This is a genomic window from Streptomyces sp. NBC_01433, assembly GCF_026340105.1.
GTDB lineage: Bacteria > Actinomycetota > Actinomycetes > Streptomycetales > Streptomycetaceae > Streptomyces.
This window is the reverse complement of record NZ_JAPEPM010000001.1, coordinates 602536-622898: the sequence shown is the minus strand read 5'-3', so window position 1 is coordinate 622898 and position 20363 is coordinate 602536. Positions and strand designations below refer to the sequence as shown.

Below are 20363 nucleotides of genomic sequence, written 5' to 3'. Positions count from 1 at the left end.
CGGACGGGCCGTGGGAACGGCCGGTCCGGCGTGGGAATGACGGTCGGGGTCAGAACAGGCGCAGCTTGTCGTCCTCGATGCCGCGCATCGCGTCGTAGTCCAGGACCACGCAGCCGATCCCGCGGTCCGTCGCCAGGACGCGGGCCTGCGGCTTGATCTCCTGGGCGGCGAAGACGCCCCGCACCGGTGCGAGATGGGGATCGCGGTTCAGCAGCTCCAGGTACCTGGTCAGCTGTTCCACGCCGTCGATGTCACCGCGGCGCTTGAGCTCCACGGCCACCGTCGCCCCGTCCGCGTCCCGGCACAGGATGTCCACGGGGCCGATGGCGGTGGGGTACTCACGGCGGATCAGGGTGTGCCCCTCGCCGAGGATCTCGATCCGGTCGGCGAGCAGTTCCTGGAGGTGTGCCTCCACGCCGTCCTTGATGAGACCCGGGTCGACGCCCAGCTCGTGGGACGAGTCATGGAGGATCTCCTCCATCGTGATGATCAGTTTCTCGCCCGCTTTGTTCACCACGGTCCAGACGCCCTCGCTGTCGTCGGCGCCCTCCTTCAGGGTGCACGGCGGGGACATCCAGTTGAGGGGTTTGTACGCCCGGTCGTCGGCGTGGATCGACACGCTGCCGTCCGCCTTCACCAGGATCAGACGAGGGGCGGAGGGGAGGTGGGCTGTGAGCCGGCCCGCATAGTCGACGGAGCAACGGGCGATGACGAGACGCATGGTCGGCACGCTACTCGACTACCGGGGCTCTACGCGATTCACCGCCTCCGCACCCGACGGCACTCTTGACAGCGGCCCGCAAACTTGCCCCTCTTTGCGCCCTTCGTCAGGTGGCCGGTTGTGTTCCCAATCTCCTGGTGCGGCCCGGACTGCGCCCTTAACGTGGAAGCAGGAGGTCGCCGTCCGTGTACGCTGCGTCGCCGTCCTCCTTCCATGCCCGTAAGGCCCCGGCCGCCCGCCGGGGTCGCGAGAGGAGAACCCATGTCGCTCGACGTCTCACCGGCGCTGTTGGAACAGGCCGAGCGAGGCGAGGTCGATGAAGCCGACTTCGTCGACTGCGTCCGGACCTCCCTGCCCTACGCATGGGAGATGATCAGCTCCCTGGTGGCCCAGCTGAAGGTCGACGGCGGACAGTTCGCCGACAACCAGACGCCGCCGCCGGACGAGCAGGCACGTGGTCAGCTGCTGCGTGCGCTCGCGAGTGATGCGATCCGCGGCGCGCTCCAGCGGCACTTCGGGGTGCGTCTGGCATTCCAGAACTGCCACCGTGTCGCGGTGTTCCCGCTGGATGCCTCGGTCGACGAGCGACTGGCCAAATTCACCTCGGTGAGGGGTCAGTTGCTCAACCAGTCGCCCGAACTACGGGACTGCTGAACGCTTCTGCTGCCGTCCCGGGCCGCGGGAGGTGCAACTGGCTCCGGGGCGGCAGCTCCCGTACCACCGGCACCAACAGCACCAGCAGGACGACAAGGCACCACCAGGACTACAGGCACCACCAGCACCGAAGGTGCCGTCGGTACCACCTGGACCACCGGCACCGTCAACACCATCGGCGCGCGCAGGTCACTTCAGGAGCGGCAGCACCTCGGTACCCAGCCGACGCACGTTCTCCTCGGTCGCCGCGAGGTCGCCCGACCCCTCCACGAGAAGCGCGAAGCGCGAGATGCCGGTCCGTTCGGCCGTCGCCGCGAGGCGGTCCGCCGCCAGCCGGGCCGGGCCCACCGGATGCAGCCCGCACAGCAGTTCCGTGTACGCGACGGGGTCCCGCATCACCCGGTGCCTGTTGTCGACCGTCACATGGGCGTCGAGCCCCTGGCGCAGCCAGCCGGGCATGGCCTTCACCAGCGTCTCCGTGGCATCGGCGGGATCGTCCGCGATCTGGGCCACCCCCGCGGACACATGTCCGGCCCCCGCCACGACCTCCGGCGGATGACCCGCCTTCCGGGCCGCCGTGCGCCACAGCGCGACCATCCCGGCCTTCTCCTCGTCGCCGCAGTGCATGCCCAGCAGCATCGGCAACGCCTTGCTCGCGGCCAGCTTCACACTGTTCGGCGAGGTGCAGGCGACGACCACCTCGGGCCCCTGCGGGCCCCCGGGGCCGTCGGTCAGCAGCTCGTCGGCGCGCGGCACCACCGCCACCTCACGGAAGTCGAACCGCTCGCCGCGCCCCGCCACCCGTGGTGCGCGCAGCCAGTCGAGAAGCAGCTCCAGCGATTCCGGGAAGCCGTTCTCGTACGCGTCGAGACCGCCCCCGAACACCTCCAGGTCCACCCACGGACCGCCCCGGCCCACCCCGAGGATGAACCGTCCACCGCTGGTCAGGTGCAGCAGCGCCGCCTGCTCGCCGAGCGCCACCGGATGGTGGTTGGGCAGCACGCTCACCGCCGTACCGACGCGGATCCTGCGGGTGCGGCCGAGCAGCAGCGCGGCCAGGGTGACGGCCGACGGGCAGACCCCGTACGGCACGAAATGGTGTTCTGCCAGCCAGACGGAATCGAGTCCGGACTCCTCCGCCACCTCGGCGGACCGGACCGCCCGGTGCAGCGCTTCCCCCTGCCCCTGCCCCGGAAACTGTGCTGCCAGTACGAACGTTCCCACGCGCATCGCCTGTTGCCTCCTTGCGGCCGACGCGGTTCTCCCCTGTCGGCAACAACGTCTGACACGTGCCAAAGGCACGGTCCACACCGAAGTTGTTGCGATTTTCCGCTAACTCACCCCGTCGCCGGACGTCGCCGCGTGCCGTACGGGACGTCTGCCCCCGCCCGATGGCTCTAGGCTGGACGGACCCTGCCCGTTCAGCCCGTGAGGTGTCACGTGTCCCCGCGCCGCAACCGCCCCCGAGGCGGCGAGAGCTCCACCGACAGTGCGAGTACGCCGGGGGAGCGGTACGGCGGGGGCGGGTCCAGCGAGAACTGGCAGGGCGAGGACTGGTCGGTGCGCCCGGTGAGCGGCGCGAGCGCGCAGGGCAAGCGCTACCGCTGCCCCGGCTGCGACCAGGAGATCCCCTCCGGCGTCCCGCACCTCGTCGCCTGGCCCGAATTCGGCGGCATCGACGACCGCCGGCACTGGCACAAGGCCTGCTGGAACGCGAGGGACCGCCGCACCACACGGGTGCAGCGGTCCAGGAACGCGCCGCGCTACTGAGCGTCAGACGTCGCGCCGGTCCAGCGAGACGAAGGCACCGGCCATGGCCACGGCCGCCATCCCGAGCATGATCCACAGCGGCTCCCAGCCGGACGGCCCGGAGTCGCTGATCGCGGCCCCGTAGAGGGCACCGAGCTGGTTGGGGATCGAGTACTCGAAGAGGGCCCGCTGGAGGTCGGCCAGGCTCTCGTAGAACATGAACATCGCCAGCACGAGCGGCAGCAGCACCACCGCGATCATGATGGTGATGGCGCCCGCGGAGTGCCGGACGATCGCGCCGAGCCCCAGCGAGAGCAGGCCGAGCAGCGCGACGTAGAGCCCCACGCCCGCGGTGGCGCGCAGCCAGTCGGTGCCCGTGGCGTCCGCACCGTCCAGGATCGCCGTCTGGAGCACCGCGACGATCGCGGCCGTCACCGTGGTGATGACGAAGGACAGCAGGAAGAAGACGACCGCCTTGGCGGTCAGCACCCGGGCCCGGCTCGGGCAGGCCGTCAGCGTCGTACGGATCATGCCGGTGCCGTACTCGGAGGAGATCGTCAGCACACCGAGGGTGATCACACAGATCGACCCGAGGAGCACCCCGAAGAAGCCGAGGCTGAGCACCGGCTCGTCGCTCAGGTTCGCGTCGGTCGCGGCGATGGCGAACGCGGACAGCAGCCCGACGGTGAACATCAGCACGACCATCACGCCGAGCGTCCACATGGTGGAGCGTACGGAGCGGATCTTCGTCCACTCGGAGGCGATGGCGTCCCCGAGCGTGGGGAGCCGGACCGGGATCGGTGAGGTGTACAGGCCGTCCGGGGCGGGCCAGGCCCCCTGGGGCTGCTGCTGCGGGGCCTGCGGGGCCTGCGGGGTGGCCGGCGTCGTCATCGGGGGTCCTCGCTGGTCGGGCGCTCGGTCGGGGCTTCGGCGGGGGCTGCGGGAGTCGCGGAGGCCGGCGGGGCCGCCGCAGGAGCCACCGGGGGAGCCGCAGGGACCGCCGGGGCGGCGGGCGGCTGGAGGGCGGCCGGGGCGGCCGCGTACGGGTTCTGTCCGGGCGGCGGCGGGGCGTACCAGCCCTGCTGCGGCGCCTCGGGGGCCTGCGGCTGCCCGTGGCCGGGCCGGTCCCCGTAACCGGGTCCCACGGGCCCGTGGACGCCCGGCGGCGGCTCCAGGAGTCCGGCCTTCGCGTCCGCCGTCGAGCGGTAGTCCACGGCGCCCTGCGTCATCCGCATGTACGCCTCCTCCAGCGAAGCCTGGTGCGGCGAGAGCTCCCACAGCCGGACGTCCGAGGCGTGCGCCAGATCACTGATCCGGGGCAGCGGGAGCCCGGTGACGCGCAGGGCGCCGTCCGGCTCCGGCATGACCCGGCCGCCCGCCTCGGTGAGCGAGGCGGTCAGCTTCTCCCGCTGCTCGGGCACGTCCTGAGGGACACGCACCCGGGCGAAGTCGGCGGAGTTCGCGGAGATGAAGTCGGTGACACCCATGTCGGCGAGCAGCTGACCCCGCCCGATCACGATCAGATGGTCGGCGGTGAGGGCCATCTCGCTCATCAGATGGCTGGAGACGAAGACGGTGCGCCCCTCGGAGGCCAGCATCTTCATCAGATTGCGGACCCAGAGGATGCCCTCGGGGTCGAGTCCGTTGACCGGCTCGTCGAAGAGCAGCACCTGCGGGTCGCCCAGGAGCGCCGCCGCGATGCCCAGCCGCTGCCCCATACCGAGTGAGAAGCCGCTGGAGCGCCGCCTGGCCACGTCCTGGAGCCCCACGACACCGAGCACCTCGTCGACCCGCGCGGAGGGGATACCGCCCAGCTGCGCCAGCGACAGCAGGTGGTTACGGGCGCTGCGGCCGCCGTGCACCGCCTTGGCGTCCAGCAGCGCGCCCACCTGGCGCGGAGCGTTCGGCAGACTGCGGAAGGCATGGCCGCCGATCGTCACGTGGCCCGACGTCGGCCGGTCGAGGCCGAGCATCATCCGCATCGTGGTGGACTTGCCCGACCCGTTGGGACCGAGGAACCCGGTGACGGCCCCCGGCCGCACCTGGAACGAAAGGTTGTACACGGCCGTCTTCGCGCCGTAGCGCTTGGTCAGGCCGACTGCCTCGATCATTCTCCAGCCCCATCGACTTATCTGTCGTCGGGGCCCGGGCTGCCTGGCCGCACGCCCCCGTAAGAGTTAGGAGGATAACCAGCGCTTGACGGTTCCGGCCAAGTTCTGGTGCCGAGCGGCAGGTGCCGGGGGTGCGATTTCCTACGCGTCCCGCTTCCTCAGGACCACATATCCGCCGATCACCGCCGCCGCCACCCAGGCGAGAAGAATCCCGAGACCGCCCCAGGGCCCGTACGGCGCCGGATCGCTGTTCATCGCGTCCGGGACCACCTGCATGATCTTGGATCCCGCCCGGTCGGGGAAGTACCGGGCCACGCTCTTGGCGCCCGGGACCGCGGACAGGATCTGCGAGACGAGGAAGAAGAACGGCATCAGGATGCCGAGCGACAGCATGGAGCTGCGCAGCATCGCCGCCACGCCCATCGAGAAGATCGCGATCAGGCCCATGTAGATGCCGCCGCCGAAGACCGCGCGCAGCACGTTGTCCGCGCCGATGTCCGTACGGTGGTCCCCCAGCAGGGCCTGGCCCAGGAAGAACGAGATGAAGCTGGTGGCGAGGCCGACGACCAGCGCCAGCACCCCGGCCACCGCGATCTTGCTGAAGAGGAACGTGGCTCGCTGCGGCACGGCGGCCAGCGAGGTGCGGATCATGCCGGAGCTGTACTCCGTACCGACCACCAGCACGCCGAAGACGACCATCGCGAGCTGGCCGAGGATCATTCCGGAGAAGCTGACGAAGGTCGGGTCGAACGTGGCGCGCTCCGCGTTGGAGAGATCGTTGAACTGGGAGTTCATCAGGGCGCAGAGCGCCGCGCCCATCGCGACGGTGACGGCGAACGCGGAGATGAGCGTCCATGTCGTCGAGGAGACCGTGCGGATCTTGGTCCATTCGGAGGTCAGGACCGCGGGTACCGATGCCATCGTCGTCACGCCTCCTTGCCGTCGCCGGAAGCGCCGCTGCCGCCCCGTTGGTTCCACTGGTCGCCCCAGCCCGCTCCCACCGGCGGTGGTGGCGCCCCGTCCCGTTCCGAGTGCGCGTGGTACTCCACGGAGCCCGCGGTCATCTGCATGAACGCTTCTTCCAGTGAGGCCCGCTGGGCGCTCAGCTCGTGCAGCACCAGCTGGTGCCGGGCGGCCAGCTCACCCAGTGCCTCGGTGGTGGCGCCGTCGATCTCCAGGGTGCCGTTCCCCGACTCGATCACCACGATGCCCTCCGCGTGCAGTACATCGCGCAGCCGTTCCTGCTGCGGGGAGCGCAGCCGTACGTAACTGCGCGAGTTCTCGTGGATGAAGTCGGCCATCGAGGTGTCGGCGAGCAGCCTGCCCTGGCCGATCACGATCAAATGGTCGGCCGTCAGTGCCATTTCGCTCATCAGATGCGAAGAGACGAAGATCGTCCGGCCCTCGTGGGCGAGCGTCTTCATCAGATTGCGGATCCAGTGAATGCCCTCGGGGTCCAGACCATTGACGGGTTCGTCGAACATCAGGATCTCGGGATCGCCGAGCAGCGCGGACGCGATTCCGAGCCGCTGGCCCATACCGAGGGAGAAACCCTTGGACTTCTTCTTCGCCACCGCGCTCAGGCCGACCGTGTCGAGAACCTCCGCGACCCGGCTCTCGGGGATGCGATTGCTCTGCGCGAGGCACAGCAGATTGTTGTACGCGCTGCGACCGCCGTGCATCGACTTGGCGTCGAGCAGCGCCCCGATGTACTTCAGCGGCTCTTCCAGCTCGTGGTAGTGCTTGCCGTCGATGCGCACGGAGCCGCTGGTGGGGTTGTCGAGATCGAGCATCATCCGCATCGTCGTGGACTTGCCCGCCCCGTTCGGGCCCAGAAAACCCGTCACCATCCCGGGCCGGATCACGCAGGACAACTGGTCGACGGCGACCTTGTCGCCGAATCGCTTGGTGAGTCCGTCAAGCTCGATCATGCGTTCACGCTAGAACGGCCGCGCGCCCGGCGCCACCACAGGGGCGGAACCGGGCGCACGAGCGGTACGGCTGAGGTACCCGAGGGTCAGCGGCCCTGCTGAGCCGGGACACCACGGGTGACCGGCTCGTCGTCCGCCGGCGAACCGGCCGCGGCCACCGCGGCACCGGTCAGCGTCGCCAGCATCTCGCGGACGTTGGTCAGCTGAGCGTTGATCGAGTCGCGGCGGTTGGTGAGCGCCGCCAGCTCGCGCTCGGACTCGCTGCGGATCCGGTCGGCCTTGGCGTTCGCGTCGGCCACGATGTCCTCGGCCTGGCGCTGCGCGGTCTCCACCGTCTGGCGGGCCCGGCGCTCGGCGTCCGTACGGAGCTTCTCGGCCTCCAGGCGGAGCTGCTCGGCGCGGTGCTCGATCTCGGCGAGACGCTTCTCGGCCTTGGCCTGACGGGACGCGAGGTCGCGCTCCGACTGCTCGCGGCGCTTGGCCAGGTTCGTCTCGAAGTCCGCGGCGGCCTGAGCGGCCTTGGCGCGGGTCTCCTCGAAGAGGGCGTCCGCCTCCTCGCGCTTGGACTGGGCGTCCTTCTGCGCCTCGGTGCGCAGCGTGGTCGCCTCGCCCTTGGCCTTCTCGACGATGCGAACGCCCTCGTCCTCGGCCTTCGACTTGCGCTCGGCGGCGAACGACTCCGCGTCGTTGCGCACCTGCTGGGCGGCCGACTCGGCCAGCTCACGGTGCTGCTCGGCGGCGCGACGGGCCTCCTCACGCAGGTCCTTGGCCTCCTCCTCGGCGAGGCGGAGAATCTTCTCGACACGGGCACCGAGACCGGCGTACGACGGCTCCGCGTCGTTGACCTGGGCCTGGGCGTTCTGCGTTTCGAGGTGGAGCTCCTCGATGCGCTTTTCCAGAGAGGTGATTCGGGCCAGAGCACTGTCACGGTCGGCGACGAGCTTGGTAATGCGGTCGTCCACCTGACCGCGGTCGTAACCACGTCGCACGAGCTCGAAGCCGAAGGGGGAGGAAGGGTCGCTCATGGGTTTCCTGTCGAATGAGACCGGTGAGGTGATAGGGGGAATCCTAGGGGCCTAAGCGGCGTGTCAGCGTGCGGATGCGGGTTTGATCTGGAGAATGACACCCCTTTTGAGTGGCTGACCCCCTGAATACTTGCTACCCGGAGGGTCGAATGTCCATGACGAGGCATGGGACATCGCGGTCCGGCCACCCCTGACGAGGCATGGGACATCGCCGGTCCGGCTACCCCTCGGATGACTTGCCACCGGACCGGGTACCCGCCGCCGCCGTGGCCTTGGCGCCCCCCGGGGAGCCGCCGTTGGCCGGCTTCCCGCCTCCGGCCGGTGCCTCGAACGACTCCAACGCCTCCAGTACGTCCTGGACACGGGAAATCTCCGTATTGATGTCCGCGCGCCTGCGCACCAGTACGTCCAGCTCCCGCCGTCCCTCCTCGACCATCTGCTTCGACTCGGTCTCGGCGTCGGCGCGCAGTTTCTCGGCCTCGCGTACCAGCTCGGCCTTCTTGGACTCGGCCTCCTTCAGGAGCGATTCGGCCCGCTTCACCGCCGCGATGCGGACCTTGCTCGCCTCCGAATTGGCGTCGGCCAGCAGCTCCTTGGCCTTCGCCGCGGCCTCGTCACGCTGCTCGGTCGCCGCCTTCATCAGATTGTCGACGCGCTCACCGGCGGTCTTCATCTGCTCGGAGGTCTCCCGGCGGGCACGCTCGTGCAGCTCCTCGATCTCGCTCTCCAGCCGGGTCCGCAGCTCCTCGGACCGCTCCCGGTTCGCGGTGGCGTCGCGCCGCGCGCCGACCAGCAGCTCGTCCGCGTCCGTACGGGCCCGCTCCACCAGGGTGTTGCCCTCGACCGTCGCCTCGGACGTGATGCGCACGGCCTCCTTGCGGGCCGCGCCGACCATCGTGTCGGCCTGCGCCTCGGCCTCGGTGGCGGAGCGAAGCGCCTCCTCCTGGGCCTTGTTGACCAACTGGTCGGCCTGCTCGGCGGCGTCGGCACGCCGCTTCGCCGCGGCCTCGCGCGCCTCGTCGAGCATCCGGTCCGCCTCCTGGCGGGCGTCGGCGCGCATCTGCTCGGCCGCCGACTCCGCCTCGGCGCGCACCCGTTCGGACTCCTCGCGGGTCCGGGCCGCGTGCTCCTGCGCCGAGCCGACGGTCTCCGCCGCCTCCGCGCGCAGCCGTTCCGCCTCGTCGGTGGCCTCGGCGACGAGCCGGTCCGCCTTCTCGGCCGCGTCCGTGCGGCGCCGTTCGGCCTCGGTGGTGGCCTCCCCGACGAGCTGGTTGGCCGCTTCGCCGGCTTCGGTGCGGATCCGCTCGCTCTCGGCCGTCGACTCACCGATGAGCAGGTCGGACTGCGCCGCCGCCTCGGAACGGATCCGGTTCGCGTCCTGACGGGCCTCCGCACGGGCGCGCGAGGCGTCCTGCTCCGCGGAGGTGAGCGCGTCGGACGCTTCGGTACGGACCCGCTGGCTGTACTCGGAGGTGTCGGCGCGCATCCGCTCCGACTCGGCGATCGCGTCGGAGACCGTACGCTCGGCCAGCGCCTTCGCGGCCTCGGACTCCTCGCCCGCCACCTGGCGGACGCGGTTGGCGTCCTCGGCGGCCCGCTCCCGCTCGGCGTAGGCATCCGCGCGGACCCGGTCCGCCTCCTCCTGCGCCTCGGTCCTGGTCCGGTCCGCGGAGTGCTCGGCGGCGGAGCGCAGCCCGGCGATCTCCTCCTCTGCCTGCTCCTGGAGACCGGCGACGGAGTCACGTACCTGCTGGGCGGTCTGCTCGGCCGCGGCGACCAGCTCGGTCGCCCGGGAGTCCGCCTCCTCGACGAGCCGCTGGGCCTCGGTCTGGGCCTCCTCGACGCGCTTGCGGGCGGAGGCCAGCAGCTCCTCGCTCTGCTCGCGGGCCCTGACCCGCTCCTGCTCCGCCTCGGTGCGCGCGGAGCCCAGGGTCTCCTCGGCCTCCCGGCGGCGCCGGTTGGCCTCCTCCTGGGCGGCGGACAGCGCCTCGGCGGCCTCGGCGGCGACCCGCTCGGCGGCGGCGGCGGCCTCGGCCCGTACCCGGTCGGCGCTGTCCTGCGCCTCGGACTTGAGCCGCTCCGCCTCGGCGGCGGCCTCGCCGCGCAGCCGTACGGCGACGTTCTCGCCCTCCGCGCGGGACTGCGAGGCATCGGCCGCGGCCTCGTCGCGCAGTCGCTCGGCCTCCGCCTCGGCCTGCTCCTGGAGCGTGCGCAGCCGCTCGGCGGCCTCCGTGCGCAGCCGCTCGGACTCCTCGTTCGTCTCGCGGCGGACGCGTTCCGCTTCGGTACGGGCCTCGCCCAGCGTCTCCTCGGCGCCCGCGAGGCGGGTCTCGGCCTCGGTGTGCAGCCGGGTCAGCTCGTCGGCGGCCTCGGCCTGCCGGGCGGCGACCGCGCGCTCGGTCTCCGCGCGGAGCTCCGCCGCCGCCTGCTCGGCCGCGGCGGTGAGGGACTCCGCCTGCTCCTCGGCCTCGGCCCGGAGCTTCTCGGCCTCGGTCCGGGAGCGCTCCAGGGTCTCCTCGGCCTGCTTGCGCAGGGTGGCGGCGCGCTCGGACGCCTCGGTGCGGACCCGCTCGCTCTCGGTGCTCGCGGAGGTCCGCAGCTCGTCGGCGTCCGACCTGGCCCTGGTCAGCAGCTCCTCGGCGGTGCGGGCACCCTCCTCCAGCTGCTGGACGGCCTCCCGGCGGGCCTCGCCGCGGATCCGCTCGCCCTCGGCGACGGCCTCGGAGCGCAGCTGCTCGGCCTCGCCGCGCAGCCTGCGGGCCTCTTCCTGGAGCTCGACCGTCTTGGCCCGGTACTCCTTGGTGTCGTCCTTGGCCGCGCCCTTGAGCTGGTCGGCCTGCTCGGCGGCCTCGCCGCGCAGCCGGTCCGCCTCGGCCTCCGCCTCGCGGCGGATCCGGTCGGCCTCCTCGCTCGCCGCGGAGGTGGTGGACCTGGCGTCCTCGGACGCCTTCGTCAGTACTTCCTCGGCGCTACGGGCCGCCTTGGCGAGCTGGGCCGCGGTGTCCTCGGCGGCCGTGGTGCGGGCCTTCTCGGACGCCTCGGCGACCAGCCGCTCGGCTTCGGCGCGGGCGTCGTCGAGGGCCTGTTCGGCCTCTTCCTTGAGCGCCTCGGTGTTCTTCGTGGCCTCGCCGACCAGCCGGGCGATCTCGGACTTGGCCGTACGGGTGCGCTGTTCGTTCTGCGACTCGGCGCCGGCCAGCCGCTTGACGGCGGTCTCCTTCGCCTCGGAGACGACCTTCTCCGCCTCCAGGCGCGCCTCGCGCAGCCGGGTCTCGGCCTCCTGGAGGCGCTGATCGGCCGACCGGTTCAGCTCGGCGGTCTGCTGCCTGGCCTGGTCGGTCTCGGCGGTCGTCGAGGTCCGCAGCTGCTCGGCGTGGCTGCTGGCCTCCTGCGCCTGAGCGGACGCCGCGTTCAGCAGGCGCTCGGCGTCCTTGCGGGCACGCAGCAGGACCGCTTCGGCTTCGGAGCGGGCCGACTCGGTCTCGGAACCGAGCCGCCGCCGGGTCTCCTCGGCGAGCCGGTTGGCCTCGTTGCGCGCGGCGGCCAGGGACTGCTCGGCCTCGGCGCGGGACTCGTCCAGGAGGCGGCGGGCCTGGGACTCGGTGCGGGCCCGCAACTGCTCGGCCCAGGCGACGTTCTCGTTGACGTGGGACTCGACGGTCTGGCGGCGTTCGGCCAGCTCCTGGTCGAGCCGCTGCCTGCGCTGGACGGCCTCGCTGTGCAACTCGGCCTGGAGCCTGGCCTGGTGCTCGGCGTGCTCCTGGAGAATCCGCTGTGTCTGCGCGCGGGCGTCGCGGAGCTCGCGCTCGGCGTCGATGCGCAGCTGGTCGGCCTGGATCTGGGCGTTACGGAGCAGCTGGTCGGCCTGGTAGCCCAGGTCCCCGCTGTCGTAGGCGGGACGGGTCGCGAGATTGCGCCGGGCCTCGTGCAGCTTGGCGCGCAAGACCTCGACCTGGTAACCGAGGTCCTCGGCGTGCTGGACGGCCTTCTCACGGTCGGTCTTCAGCCGGTCCATCTCGGCTTCGAACCGCGAGAGATGATCGTCTTCAGCTCGGTGGCTCTCCTGGCGTTCGTAGCCCCGCACTGCGCGGTCCCATCCGTCCCCTGGTCGCAACTCTCCACACGAGCACCGTTCGCCGGCGAACGGCCCCCCGGGGAATGGTGACAGACAAACGACGGGGACGCGGTGCGGCCCCGACCCGGCCCCGGCCCGGAACAGCCCACTCTACCGGCCCGGGTATGCGGAGGTCAGTGCTCCGTCCGGGACGTGACCAGTTCCGTGAGCACACCGTGGCAGTCCTTCGGGTGCAGGAACGTGATCCGCGACCCCATCGACCCGGTCCTGGGCTCGTCGTACAGCACCCTGACGCCCTTCTCCCGGATGTCCGAGGCGTCCTGGTCGACGTCGGCGGTGCCGAAGGCGATGTGGTGGACGCCCTCCCCGTTCTTCGCCAGCCACTTGCCCACGGCCGAGTCCTCACGGGTCGGCTCCAGCAGCTGGAGGTAGGAGGCCCCGCCGTCCGAGGTCTCGTTGATCTTGAGCATGGCCTCCCGGACGCCCTGCTCCTCGTTGATCTCGGAGTGGAACACCTCGAAGCCGTACGTCGCGCGGTAGAACTCCACCGTCTTGTCGAGGTCGAAACAGGCAATCCCGATGTGGTCGATTCGCGTCAGCATGGATCCAGTGCAGCGCCCCGGACATGGTTACGCAACGTGCGCGCCATCACACCCTTTGCCGGATGACGGGCGAGGTACCGCTCAGTACATTCAGGTAAACCCTCGTTCACATACAACCCCAAGGGGCCGTGCCCATGTCAGGAACGACCGGTACCACCACCTCAGTGATCGTCGCGGGCGCCCGTACGCCCATGGGCCGCCTCCTCGGCTCGCTGAAGAGCTTCTCCGGGGCCGACCTCGGCGGCATCGCCATCAAGGCCGCGCTGGACCGGGCCGGGATCGGCGGCGACCAGGTCGAGTACGTGATCATGGGCCAGGTCCTCCAGGCCGGGGCGGGGCAGATTCCGGCCCGTCAGGCCGCGGTCAAGGCCGGCATCCCGATGAACGTCCCCGCGCTCACCGTCAACAAGGTGTGTCTGTCCGGGCTCGACGCCATCGCGCTGGCCGACCAGCTCATCCGCGCCGGGGAGTTCGACGTCGTCGTCGCCGGTGGCCAGGAATCCATGACCAACGCCCCGCACCTGCTGCCGAAGTCCCGCGAGGGCTACAAGTACGGCGCGATCGAGATGCTCGACTCCATGGCGTACGACGGTCTGACCGACGCCTACGAGAACATTCCGATGGGCGAGTCCACCGAGAAGCACAACACCCGCCTCGGCCTGGACCGCGCCGCCCAGGACGAGATCGGCGCCCAGTCCCACCAGCGCGCCGCCGCCGCCCAGAAGAACGGCACCTTCGAGGCCGAGATCACCCCGGTCGAGATCCCGCAGCGCAAGGGCGACCCGGTCCTGTTCGCCAAGGACGAGGGCATCCGCGCCGAGACGACCGTCGAGTCGCTGGGCAGGCTGCGCCCCGCCTTCGCCAAGGACGGCACCATCACCGCGGGCACCTCCTCGCAGATCTCCGACGGCGCCGCCGCCGTCGTCGTCATGAGCAAGGCCAAGGCCCAGGAGCTGGGCCTGGACTGGATCGCCGAGATCGGCGCCCACGGCAATGTGGCGGGCCCGGACAACTCGCTCCAGTCACAGCCCTCCAACGCCATCAGGCACGCCCTGAAGAAGGACGGCCTCACCGTCGAGGACCTCGACCTGATCGAGATCAACGAGGCGTTCGCGGCCGTCGCCGTCCAGTCGATGAAGGACCTCGGGGTCACCTCGGACAAGGTCAACGTGAACGGCGGGGCCATCGCGCTCGGCCACCCGATCGGGATGTCCGGCGCCCGCGTGGTGCTGCACCTGGCCCTGGAGCTGAAGCGGCGCGGCGGCGGCACCGGGGCGGCGGCGCTGTGCGGCGGCGGCGGGCAGGGCGACGCGCTGATCATCCGCGTGCCCCGCTGAGGGCCGTCCGCGGCCAGACGGCCCGGCAGGTCACACTCGTAACCCGGAGAGCTGAGTGAACGGAGCGGTGATGGTGGACGTCCCCACCCTGGTCGAGCAGGCGCGGCAGGGCAGGCCGCGGGCGGTGGCCCGGCTGATCTCACTGGTGGAGGGGGCGTCACCGCAACTGCGCGAGGTGATGGCGGCGCTGGCCCCGCTGGCGGGCCACGCGTACGTCGTCGGGCTCACCGGCTCGCCCGGTGTGGGCAAGTCCACCTCGACCTCGGCGCTGGTCTCCGCCTACCGCCGGGCCGGCAAGCGGGTCGGCGTCCTCGCCGTCGACCCGTCCTCGCCGTTCTCCGGGGGCGCGCTCCTCGGCGACCGGGTGCGGATGTCGGACCACGCCTCCGACCCCGGCGTCTACATCCGCTCCATGGCCACCCGCGGACATCTGGGCGGCCTCGCCTGGTCGGCGCCGCAGGCGATCCGGGTGCTGGACGCGGCGGGCTGCGACGTGATCCTCGTCGAGACGGTCGGCGTCGGCCAGTCGGAGGTGGAGATCGCCTCCCAGGCCGACACCTCCGTCGTGCTGCTCGCCCCCGGCATGGGCGACGGCATCCAGGCGGCGAAGGCCGGAATCCTGGAGATCGGCGATGTGTACGTGGTCAACAAGGCCGACCGGGACGGCGCGGACGCCACCGCCCGCGAGCTGAACCACATGCTGGGCCTCGGGGAGTCGCGGGGCCCCGGCGACTGGCGGCCACCGATCGTCAAGACGGTCGCCGCCCGCGGCGAGGGCATCGACGAGGTCGTCGAGGCGCTGGAGAAGCACCGGGCGTGGATGGAGGAGCACGGCGTGCTGGCCGGGCGGCGCACCGCGCGGGCGGCCCACGAGGTCGAGACGATCGCCGTCACGGCCCTCCGCGAGCGGATCGCCGACCTGCACGGCGACCGCCGCCTGGACGCCCTGGCGGCCCGCATCGTGGCCGGCCGCCTCGACCCGTACGCGGCGGCCGACGAACTGGTGGCGGGACTCACGGGCGAGTCCTGACGGCTCCTACGGGCGGCGTGCGGGCCGCCTGCGGGAACCGGCGCACGGCGCACCTCGTCCCTTGTCGCTGAGAAGTCGTCAGTTACGGGACAGAGGTGCGCCGTTCGTTGTCCGGGACGGCACTGCCGGGCGCGCGTGGCACGATGCCACGGGACACGCACCGCGCCTGTCCCGTGGGTCGTGCGCACCGACCGTGCGCGCCGGCCGAGCGCACCAGGGGGGGAAGCGACGCATGCCGGGGCCGCTGCGGGAGGACTCGCCGAGACGGATCGGGCCGTACGCGATACGGGCCAGGCTCGGCGCGGGAGGCATGGGGGAGGTCTACCTCGGGGTACGGGACGGGGGGACCGGCGGGGCGGACACATCGAGCGACGCCGCCGGAGCTCCGGGCGCCGCCGGTGCTCCGGATGTCCCGGGAGCTCCGGATGTCCCCGGCGCTCCCGGCGCCTCCGGTGTCCCGGGCGCCGTCGAACCCGTCGCCGTCAAGACCGTGCGCCGTGAGGTGGCCGGTGACCCCGGCTTCCGTACCCGCTTCCGGCGCGAGATCGCCCTCGCCCGCTCCGTCACGGGCCCCTGGCTCGCCCCGCCGCTCGACGGCGACGCCGACGCGGAGGTGCCCTGGCTCGCCACCGGCTATGTGGCGGGCCCGACCCTCTCGGCCGCGGTGCGCCGTTCGGGGGCGCTCGGCGAGCCGGAGGCGCGGATGCTCGGCGCCCGGCTCGCCCGCGCGCTGGAGGCCGTCCACGCGGCGGGCGTGGTGCACCGGGACGTGAAACCGGGCAATGTGATGCTCGCGGCGGACGGCCCCCGGCTCATCGACTTCGGGATCGCCCGGAACCCGAGCGCCACCCCGCTCACCACCACCGGCCGGATGGTCGGCAGCCCCGCCTTCATGTCCCCGGAGCATGTCGCGGGCAGCGGCCGCGTCGTGTCCGCGTCGGACGTCTTCGCCCTCGCCTCCGTGCTCTGCTTCGCCGCCACCGGGCGCGACCCCTTCGGCGACGGGCCCGTCGCCGCCGTGCTCTACCGGATCAAGTACGTCGAGGCAGACCTGAGCGAGGTGCCCGCCGCCCTGCGCACGGTCCTCGCGGACTGCCTGGTCGCCGACCCGGCCGCCCGTCCCACCGCCGCCGGACTCGCCGCGCGCCTCGCCCCGGACGCGGCTGTCGGCTGGTCGGCCCCGGTGGCGGAGCACATCGCCGAGTACGAGCGGGAGTTGGCCGTCCTCCGGGCACTGGACGGGCCCCTGCTGCCGGGGTACACCCCGACGGAGGCCGCCACCGGAAGCAGGGTGCCGGCCGATCAACTGCCCACCCGTGGACCGGGCCTGCCCCCGGACCCCACGCCGTCCGCCGCCCCTTCCCCGCTGCCGTCCTGGGGCCGCTACGCGCGCGCCGCGGCCGTCGCGCTCCTCCTGGTCGGTGCCGCCACCGGCGGCCTGCTGGCCCTGCGCGACGGTGATCCGGACGGAACCGGCGGACCGGGTGGTGGTACCGGAGGACCGGGCGGCACCGATGGCAAGCCCGCCCAGGTGCTCGCCGGGATCGACGCCCGGGGCGGACCCGAGGGCTCCGGCACCGTCCCCTACGGGCGCGACATCCGCCCCACCGGCTGGAAACCGTGGCAGGGCAAGCTCTCCGCCGCGCCGCTGGGCTGCACGGCGGGCCGGTACGCCGTGGTCTGCCGCAGGACCGACGGATCGTACGAGGCGCTGTCCGCCGCCGACGGGAAGAAGCTCTGGGACTACTCGGCAGCCGAGGAGAACGGCAGTCCGGGCGCGCGGGTCAGCCCGACCGGGCAGTTCTTCATGCCCGGCGGCTCCACCCGCCCGGCGATCCACGGCGACACCGTCCTCCTGGCCACCGGCAACCGGCTGCTCGCGCTGGACTCCCGTACCGGGAAGACGCGTTGGGAGAGCCGGTCCGGCGGCGCGCACTGGCTGGAGAGCGCCCCGGTGGTGGCCGACGGGCTGGTGTTCGCCGACATCGGCGACACCCCGCACGGCGCGCGGATCGCCGCCTTCGACCTCCGTACCGGCGAGGAGAAGTGGCGCAAGCCGCTCGTCGGCGACGACATCTCCCAGGCGCAGTGGTACGACTACTGGCCGCTGGCCACCGACGACGGGGTCCTCTACATCCTCGGTCAGCACGGGGTGCGCGCGCTGCGCACGACGGACGGCGAGGAACTGGGCCGGGCCGACGACGAGACCACGGCCGACTGTCAGGACGCCCTTGTGCGCCTGCCACTCGTCTACTGCTCCGTCTACACCGACACCATGGACGAGGAGGGCATCGCCGTCCACCGGCTCCGGGCGCCTTCGCTCAAGCCGACCGGACAGGTCGCGGTCTCGCCCGAACTCACCACCGACACCACGCTGGTGGCCGTCGACGACGACGTCATGGTCCTCACGCGCGGCAGCGCGCCCTGGGTGGACGACGAGGTCGCGCCGGAGATCGTCCTGACCGCGCGGGAAGGCGGCCGGGTGCTGGGCCGCTACCCCCTGCGCAAGGACGCGGGGGGCAGCCGAAGGAATCCGGCCTCCGCGCCGGTGATCGTCGCCGACACCCTCGTATGGGCGGACACCACCACGCTCTACAGCGTCCCGCTCAACGGCGGGTCCCCGCCCGGCAAGCTCCGCGGCACCCCGCTCAAGGGTGCGCCCGGCCCCACGGTCCCGCCGTCGTACAACCAGCTCGACTGGGGCGTGCGGTTCGAACAGGAGCTGCTGCCGCCGGAGATCCTGCCGGTCGGCGGAGCCGTGTACGTCCTCTACGACCAGGGCACCGTCCTGTCCGTCCCGCTGCCGGGCCCGGCCGCCTCATGATCGAGCCGCTCGCCGCCGGCGTACGCACCCGGATCGGCCCGTACCACCTGCTCGGCCTGCTCGGCGCGGGCGGCATGGGCGAGGTCTACCTCGCCCGGCCCCGCACGGCGGCGGCCGCGTCCGGCGATCCGCTCGCCGGGCTCGTCGCGCTGAAGACGATGCACACCGGTCTCGACCTCGACGAAGGGTTCCGGATCCGCTTCCGCCGGGAGATCGCGGCGGCCGGTGCGGTACGCAGCCCGCACTCGGCCGCGCTCGTCGGCGGGGACGCCGACGGGGCGCGGCCCTGGCTCGCCACCGAGTACGTCCCCGGCCCCACGCTCGCCGAGGCCGTCTCCCGCACCGGGCCGCTGCCCGAGCCGGTGGTGCGCGCGGTGGGCTCGGGCCTCGCCCGTGCGCTGGCCGACATGCACGCGGTACGGGTGCTGCACCGCGACCTCAAGCCCGGCAACGTGCTGCTCGCCGCCGACGGGCCCAAGGTCATCGACTTCGGGATCGCCCAGGCATTCGAGGCCACCCAGCTGACCCGGACCGGAGTGGTGCTCGGCACCCCCGGCTACATCTCGCCCGAGCACGTCAACGGTTCGCGGGCGCTGGTGCCCGCCTCCGACGTGTTCTGCCTGGGCGCCGTGCTCGCGCACGCCGCGTCCGGGCGGGGCCCGTTCGACGACTCCGACATGGCCGCGGTCATCTTCCGCATCGCTCACGGGGAGCCCGAACTCGGCGGCGTACCGGCCGGATTGCGTCCGGTGATCGAGCGCTGCCTCAGTGCCCGCGCCGAGGACCGGCCGACCCCGCCGGAGCTGGCCGGGCTGCTGTGGCCGGGGGAGTTCCCGGAGCCGTTCCCGTGGCACGACGCGGTGCGCGGGGAGTTCTCCCGGTACGCGCGGGAGGCGCGGGAGTGCGCGCGCTCGGTACCTGCCGCGGGCGGGGCGCCGGGAGTGGTACCGCCCGTCGCCCCGCTGCCCGCGCCGCCGCCCGTCGCCCCGTCGCCCGTCGTGCCGGATCCGGCGCCGTCCCGGCGGCGCGGCCCGCGGATCGCGGTGGCGGCCGTCGCCGTGGCGGTGTGCGTGGCGCTCGGCGTCCTGCTGCTGCCGAGGCTGCTGGACGGGACCGGGAACGGGAACGCCGGCGGGGCGGGCGGGGGCGGCGCGAGCGGGCGGCCCGGTGTCTCCGCGTCCCCCTCGCCGTCCGTGCGGCCCACCCTCGCCACGCTCGTCCCGGGCGCGGACGCGGGGCGCACCGGTGACTTCGGGGAGCGGGGCGCCGACAGCGCGGCACGCCCCGCGGGCTGGAAGCCGTGGACCGGCGAGAAGGGCACCGGCGACCACGGCTGCGCGCTGTCCGGGGACACGCTGGTCTGTTCCGGCAGGCGCGGGGTCACCGCGCTGGACGCGGCGACCGGTGCCGAACGGTGGAACGTGCCGGAGAGGACCGGCGGCGAGACGGTGGGCACGGACGGCCGGTCGATCGCGGCGGTCGTCGACGGCACGGTGTACGCGTTCGTGCCGGAGGCCCTGCTCGGGCTGCGCCTCACCGACGGCAAGGAGGTGTGGCGCAAGCCGATGCGGAAGGGGTACCTCGGCACCGGGGCCGTGTACGCGGACGGGGTGGTCCACTACGTCTCGCGGATCCGGGGCGGCTCCACGGGCCGGCTGGTCGCCCAGCAGGTGACGGGCGCGAAGCGGCCGGAGAAGTGGAGCGCGGAGTACCACGAGTTCCAGTTCACGCTGCTGGCCGCCGACGGGCGGCTGGTGGCGGTCGGCGGCGACATCAGGATCTTCGACGCGGCCTCCGGAGACCGGCTGCCCGGAATCGTCCAGGGCGATGTCCCGTGCCGTGAACCGGTCCTGCGGAAGGCCGAGTTGCTCTGCCTGGGCGAGGAGAGCATCACCGTGATCGATGTGACCCGCACCGATCGGCGCAGGACTCTGGCCACGGCGGCGACCGCTTCGTACAGACCAGCCGTCTCCGCGGACGGCACGGTCGTCCTCTCCTCGCCCGGCGAACTGCGCGCGTTCCGCCTCTCGGACGGCGAGGAGCTGTGGAACCACGTCTCCGATCTGGCGCTCGCCGGAGGTACGTCGGTCTCGGGCGAGCTCGCCCTCGTCGCCGACGGCGAGGTGGTGGACGCCTTCGCGCTGGGCGGCCGGGGGAGCGTCGAGACGGGGGAGCGCAAGATCCTGAACGGACCGTTGGAGGACAGCTCCCGCCTGATCGCGGTCGGGGACGTGCTGTTCCTGTCCTTCGACAACGACGGATCGGTCGTGTCCGGCTTCGCGCCCTGAGCCCCCGGGCCTTGAG

At 72.4% G+C, this 20363-nt stretch carries 15 protein-coding genes; 6 read left to right on the top strand and 9 right to left on the bottom strand.

All coding sequences use genetic code 11. The features are described from left to right. Positions 1-49: 49 nt before the first annotated feature. A complete protein-coding gene (gene nucS / locus OG413_RS02620; RefSeq protein WP_073727256.1) occupies positions 50-721 on the bottom strand; it encodes an endonuclease NucS in 672 nt (223 codons plus the stop codon). A gap of 261 nt (positions 722-982) precedes the next feature. On the opposite strand from nucS, the gene OG413_RS02615 reads away from it, so the two are divergent. Then, positions 983-1375 (top strand): SCO5389 family protein, encoded by a 393-nt coding sequence (locus OG413_RS02615; RefSeq protein WP_014048365.1) that lies wholly within the window; start codon positions 983-985, stop codon positions 1373-1375. A gap of 189 nt (positions 1376-1564) precedes the next feature. Here the strand turns inward: OG413_RS02615 and OG413_RS02610 are convergent, their stop codons facing one another. Next, positions 1565-2605 (bottom strand): LLM class flavin-dependent oxidoreductase, encoded by a 1041-nt coding sequence (locus OG413_RS02610; RefSeq protein ID WP_266802791.1) that lies wholly within the window; start codon positions 2603-2605, stop codon positions 1565-1567. Positions 2606-2815: 210 nt separating this feature from the next. Between OG413_RS02610 and OG413_RS02605 the strand changes: the two genes are divergently transcribed. Further along, positions 2816-3145: an ATP/GTP-binding protein gene (locus OG413_RS02605; protein ID WP_266802790.1), complete on the top strand. Its 330-nt coding sequence runs from the start codon at positions 2816-2818 to the stop codon at positions 3143-3145. A gap of 3 nt (positions 3146-3148) precedes the next feature. Here the strand turns inward: OG413_RS02605 and OG413_RS02600 are convergent, their stop codons facing one another. The 7 genes from OG413_RS02600 to mce all read right to left on the bottom strand — a co-directional run bounded on the left by OG413_RS02600 (position 3149) and on the right by mce (position 12868). After that, on the bottom strand, positions 3149-4015 hold the full coding sequence (locus OG413_RS02600; RefSeq protein ID WP_266802789.1) for an ABC transporter permease: 867 nt from the start codon (positions 4013-4015) through the stop codon (positions 3149-3151). Then, positions 4012-5235 (bottom strand): ABC transporter ATP-binding protein, encoded by a 1224-nt coding sequence (locus OG413_RS02595; RefSeq protein WP_266802788.1) that lies wholly within the window; start codon positions 5233-5235, stop codon positions 4012-4014. The genes OG413_RS02600 and OG413_RS02595 overlap by 4 nt, the downstream gene beginning before the upstream one ends. Before the next feature lie 141 nt (positions 5236-5376). Beyond that, the gene (locus OG413_RS02590) at positions 5377-6156 is read right to left on the bottom strand and encodes an ABC transporter permease subunit (protein ID WP_266802787.1); all 780 of its coding nucleotides are present in this window, start codon (positions 6154-6156) and stop codon (positions 5377-5379) included. Between the two features lie 5 nt (positions 6157-6161). Continuing rightward, the gene (locus tag OG413_RS02585; protein ID WP_266802786.1) at positions 6162-7166 is read right to left on the bottom strand and encodes an ATP-binding cassette domain-containing protein; all 1005 of its coding nucleotides are present in this window, start codon (positions 7164-7166) and stop codon (positions 6162-6164) included. Between the two features lie 86 nt (positions 7167-7252). Beyond that, on the bottom strand, positions 7253-8191 hold the full coding sequence (locus OG413_RS02580; protein ID WP_266802785.1) for a cellulose-binding protein: 939 nt from the start codon (positions 8189-8191) through the stop codon (positions 7253-7255). A 220-nt stretch (positions 8192-8411) separates the two neighbouring features. Beyond that, a complete protein-coding gene (scy, locus tag OG413_RS02575) occupies positions 8412-12275 on the bottom strand; it encodes a polarized growth protein Scy (protein WP_266802784.1) in 3864 nt (1287 codons plus the stop codon). A 164-nt stretch (positions 12276-12439) separates the two neighbouring features. Beyond that, positions 12440-12868 (bottom strand): methylmalonyl-CoA epimerase, encoded by a 429-nt coding sequence (gene mce, locus OG413_RS02570; RefSeq protein WP_266802783.1) that lies wholly within the window; start codon positions 12866-12868, stop codon positions 12440-12442. A 134-nt stretch (positions 12869-13002) separates the two neighbouring features. On the opposite strand from mce, the gene OG413_RS02565 reads away from it, so the two are divergent. The 4 genes from OG413_RS02565 to OG413_RS02550 all read left to right on the top strand — a co-directional run bounded on the left by OG413_RS02565 (position 13003) and on the right by OG413_RS02550 (position 20347). Further along, a complete protein-coding gene (locus tag OG413_RS02565; protein ID WP_266802782.1) occupies positions 13003-14205 on the top strand; it encodes an acetyl-CoA C-acetyltransferase in 1203 nt (400 codons plus the stop codon). Positions 14206-14275: 70 nt separating this feature from the next. Then, positions 14276-15235, top strand: a complete 960-nt coding sequence (gene meaB, locus OG413_RS02560; protein ID WP_266802781.1) for a methylmalonyl Co-A mutase-associated GTPase MeaB — start codon at positions 14276-14278, stop codon at positions 15233-15235. 232 nt (positions 15236-15467) lie between these two features. Then, complete coding sequence (locus OG413_RS02555) at positions 15468-18059, top strand: PQQ-binding-like beta-propeller repeat protein (RefSeq protein ID WP_266802780.1); 2592 nt, start codon at positions 15468-15470, stop codon at positions 18057-18059. Continuing rightward, the gene (locus tag OG413_RS02550; protein WP_266802779.1) at positions 18056-20347 is read left to right on the top strand and encodes a protein kinase; all 2292 of its coding nucleotides are present in this window, start codon (positions 18056-18058) and stop codon (positions 20345-20347) included. Before OG413_RS02555 ends, OG413_RS02550 begins: the two co-directional genes overlap by 4 nt. Positions 20348-20363 lie beyond the last annotated feature (16 nt).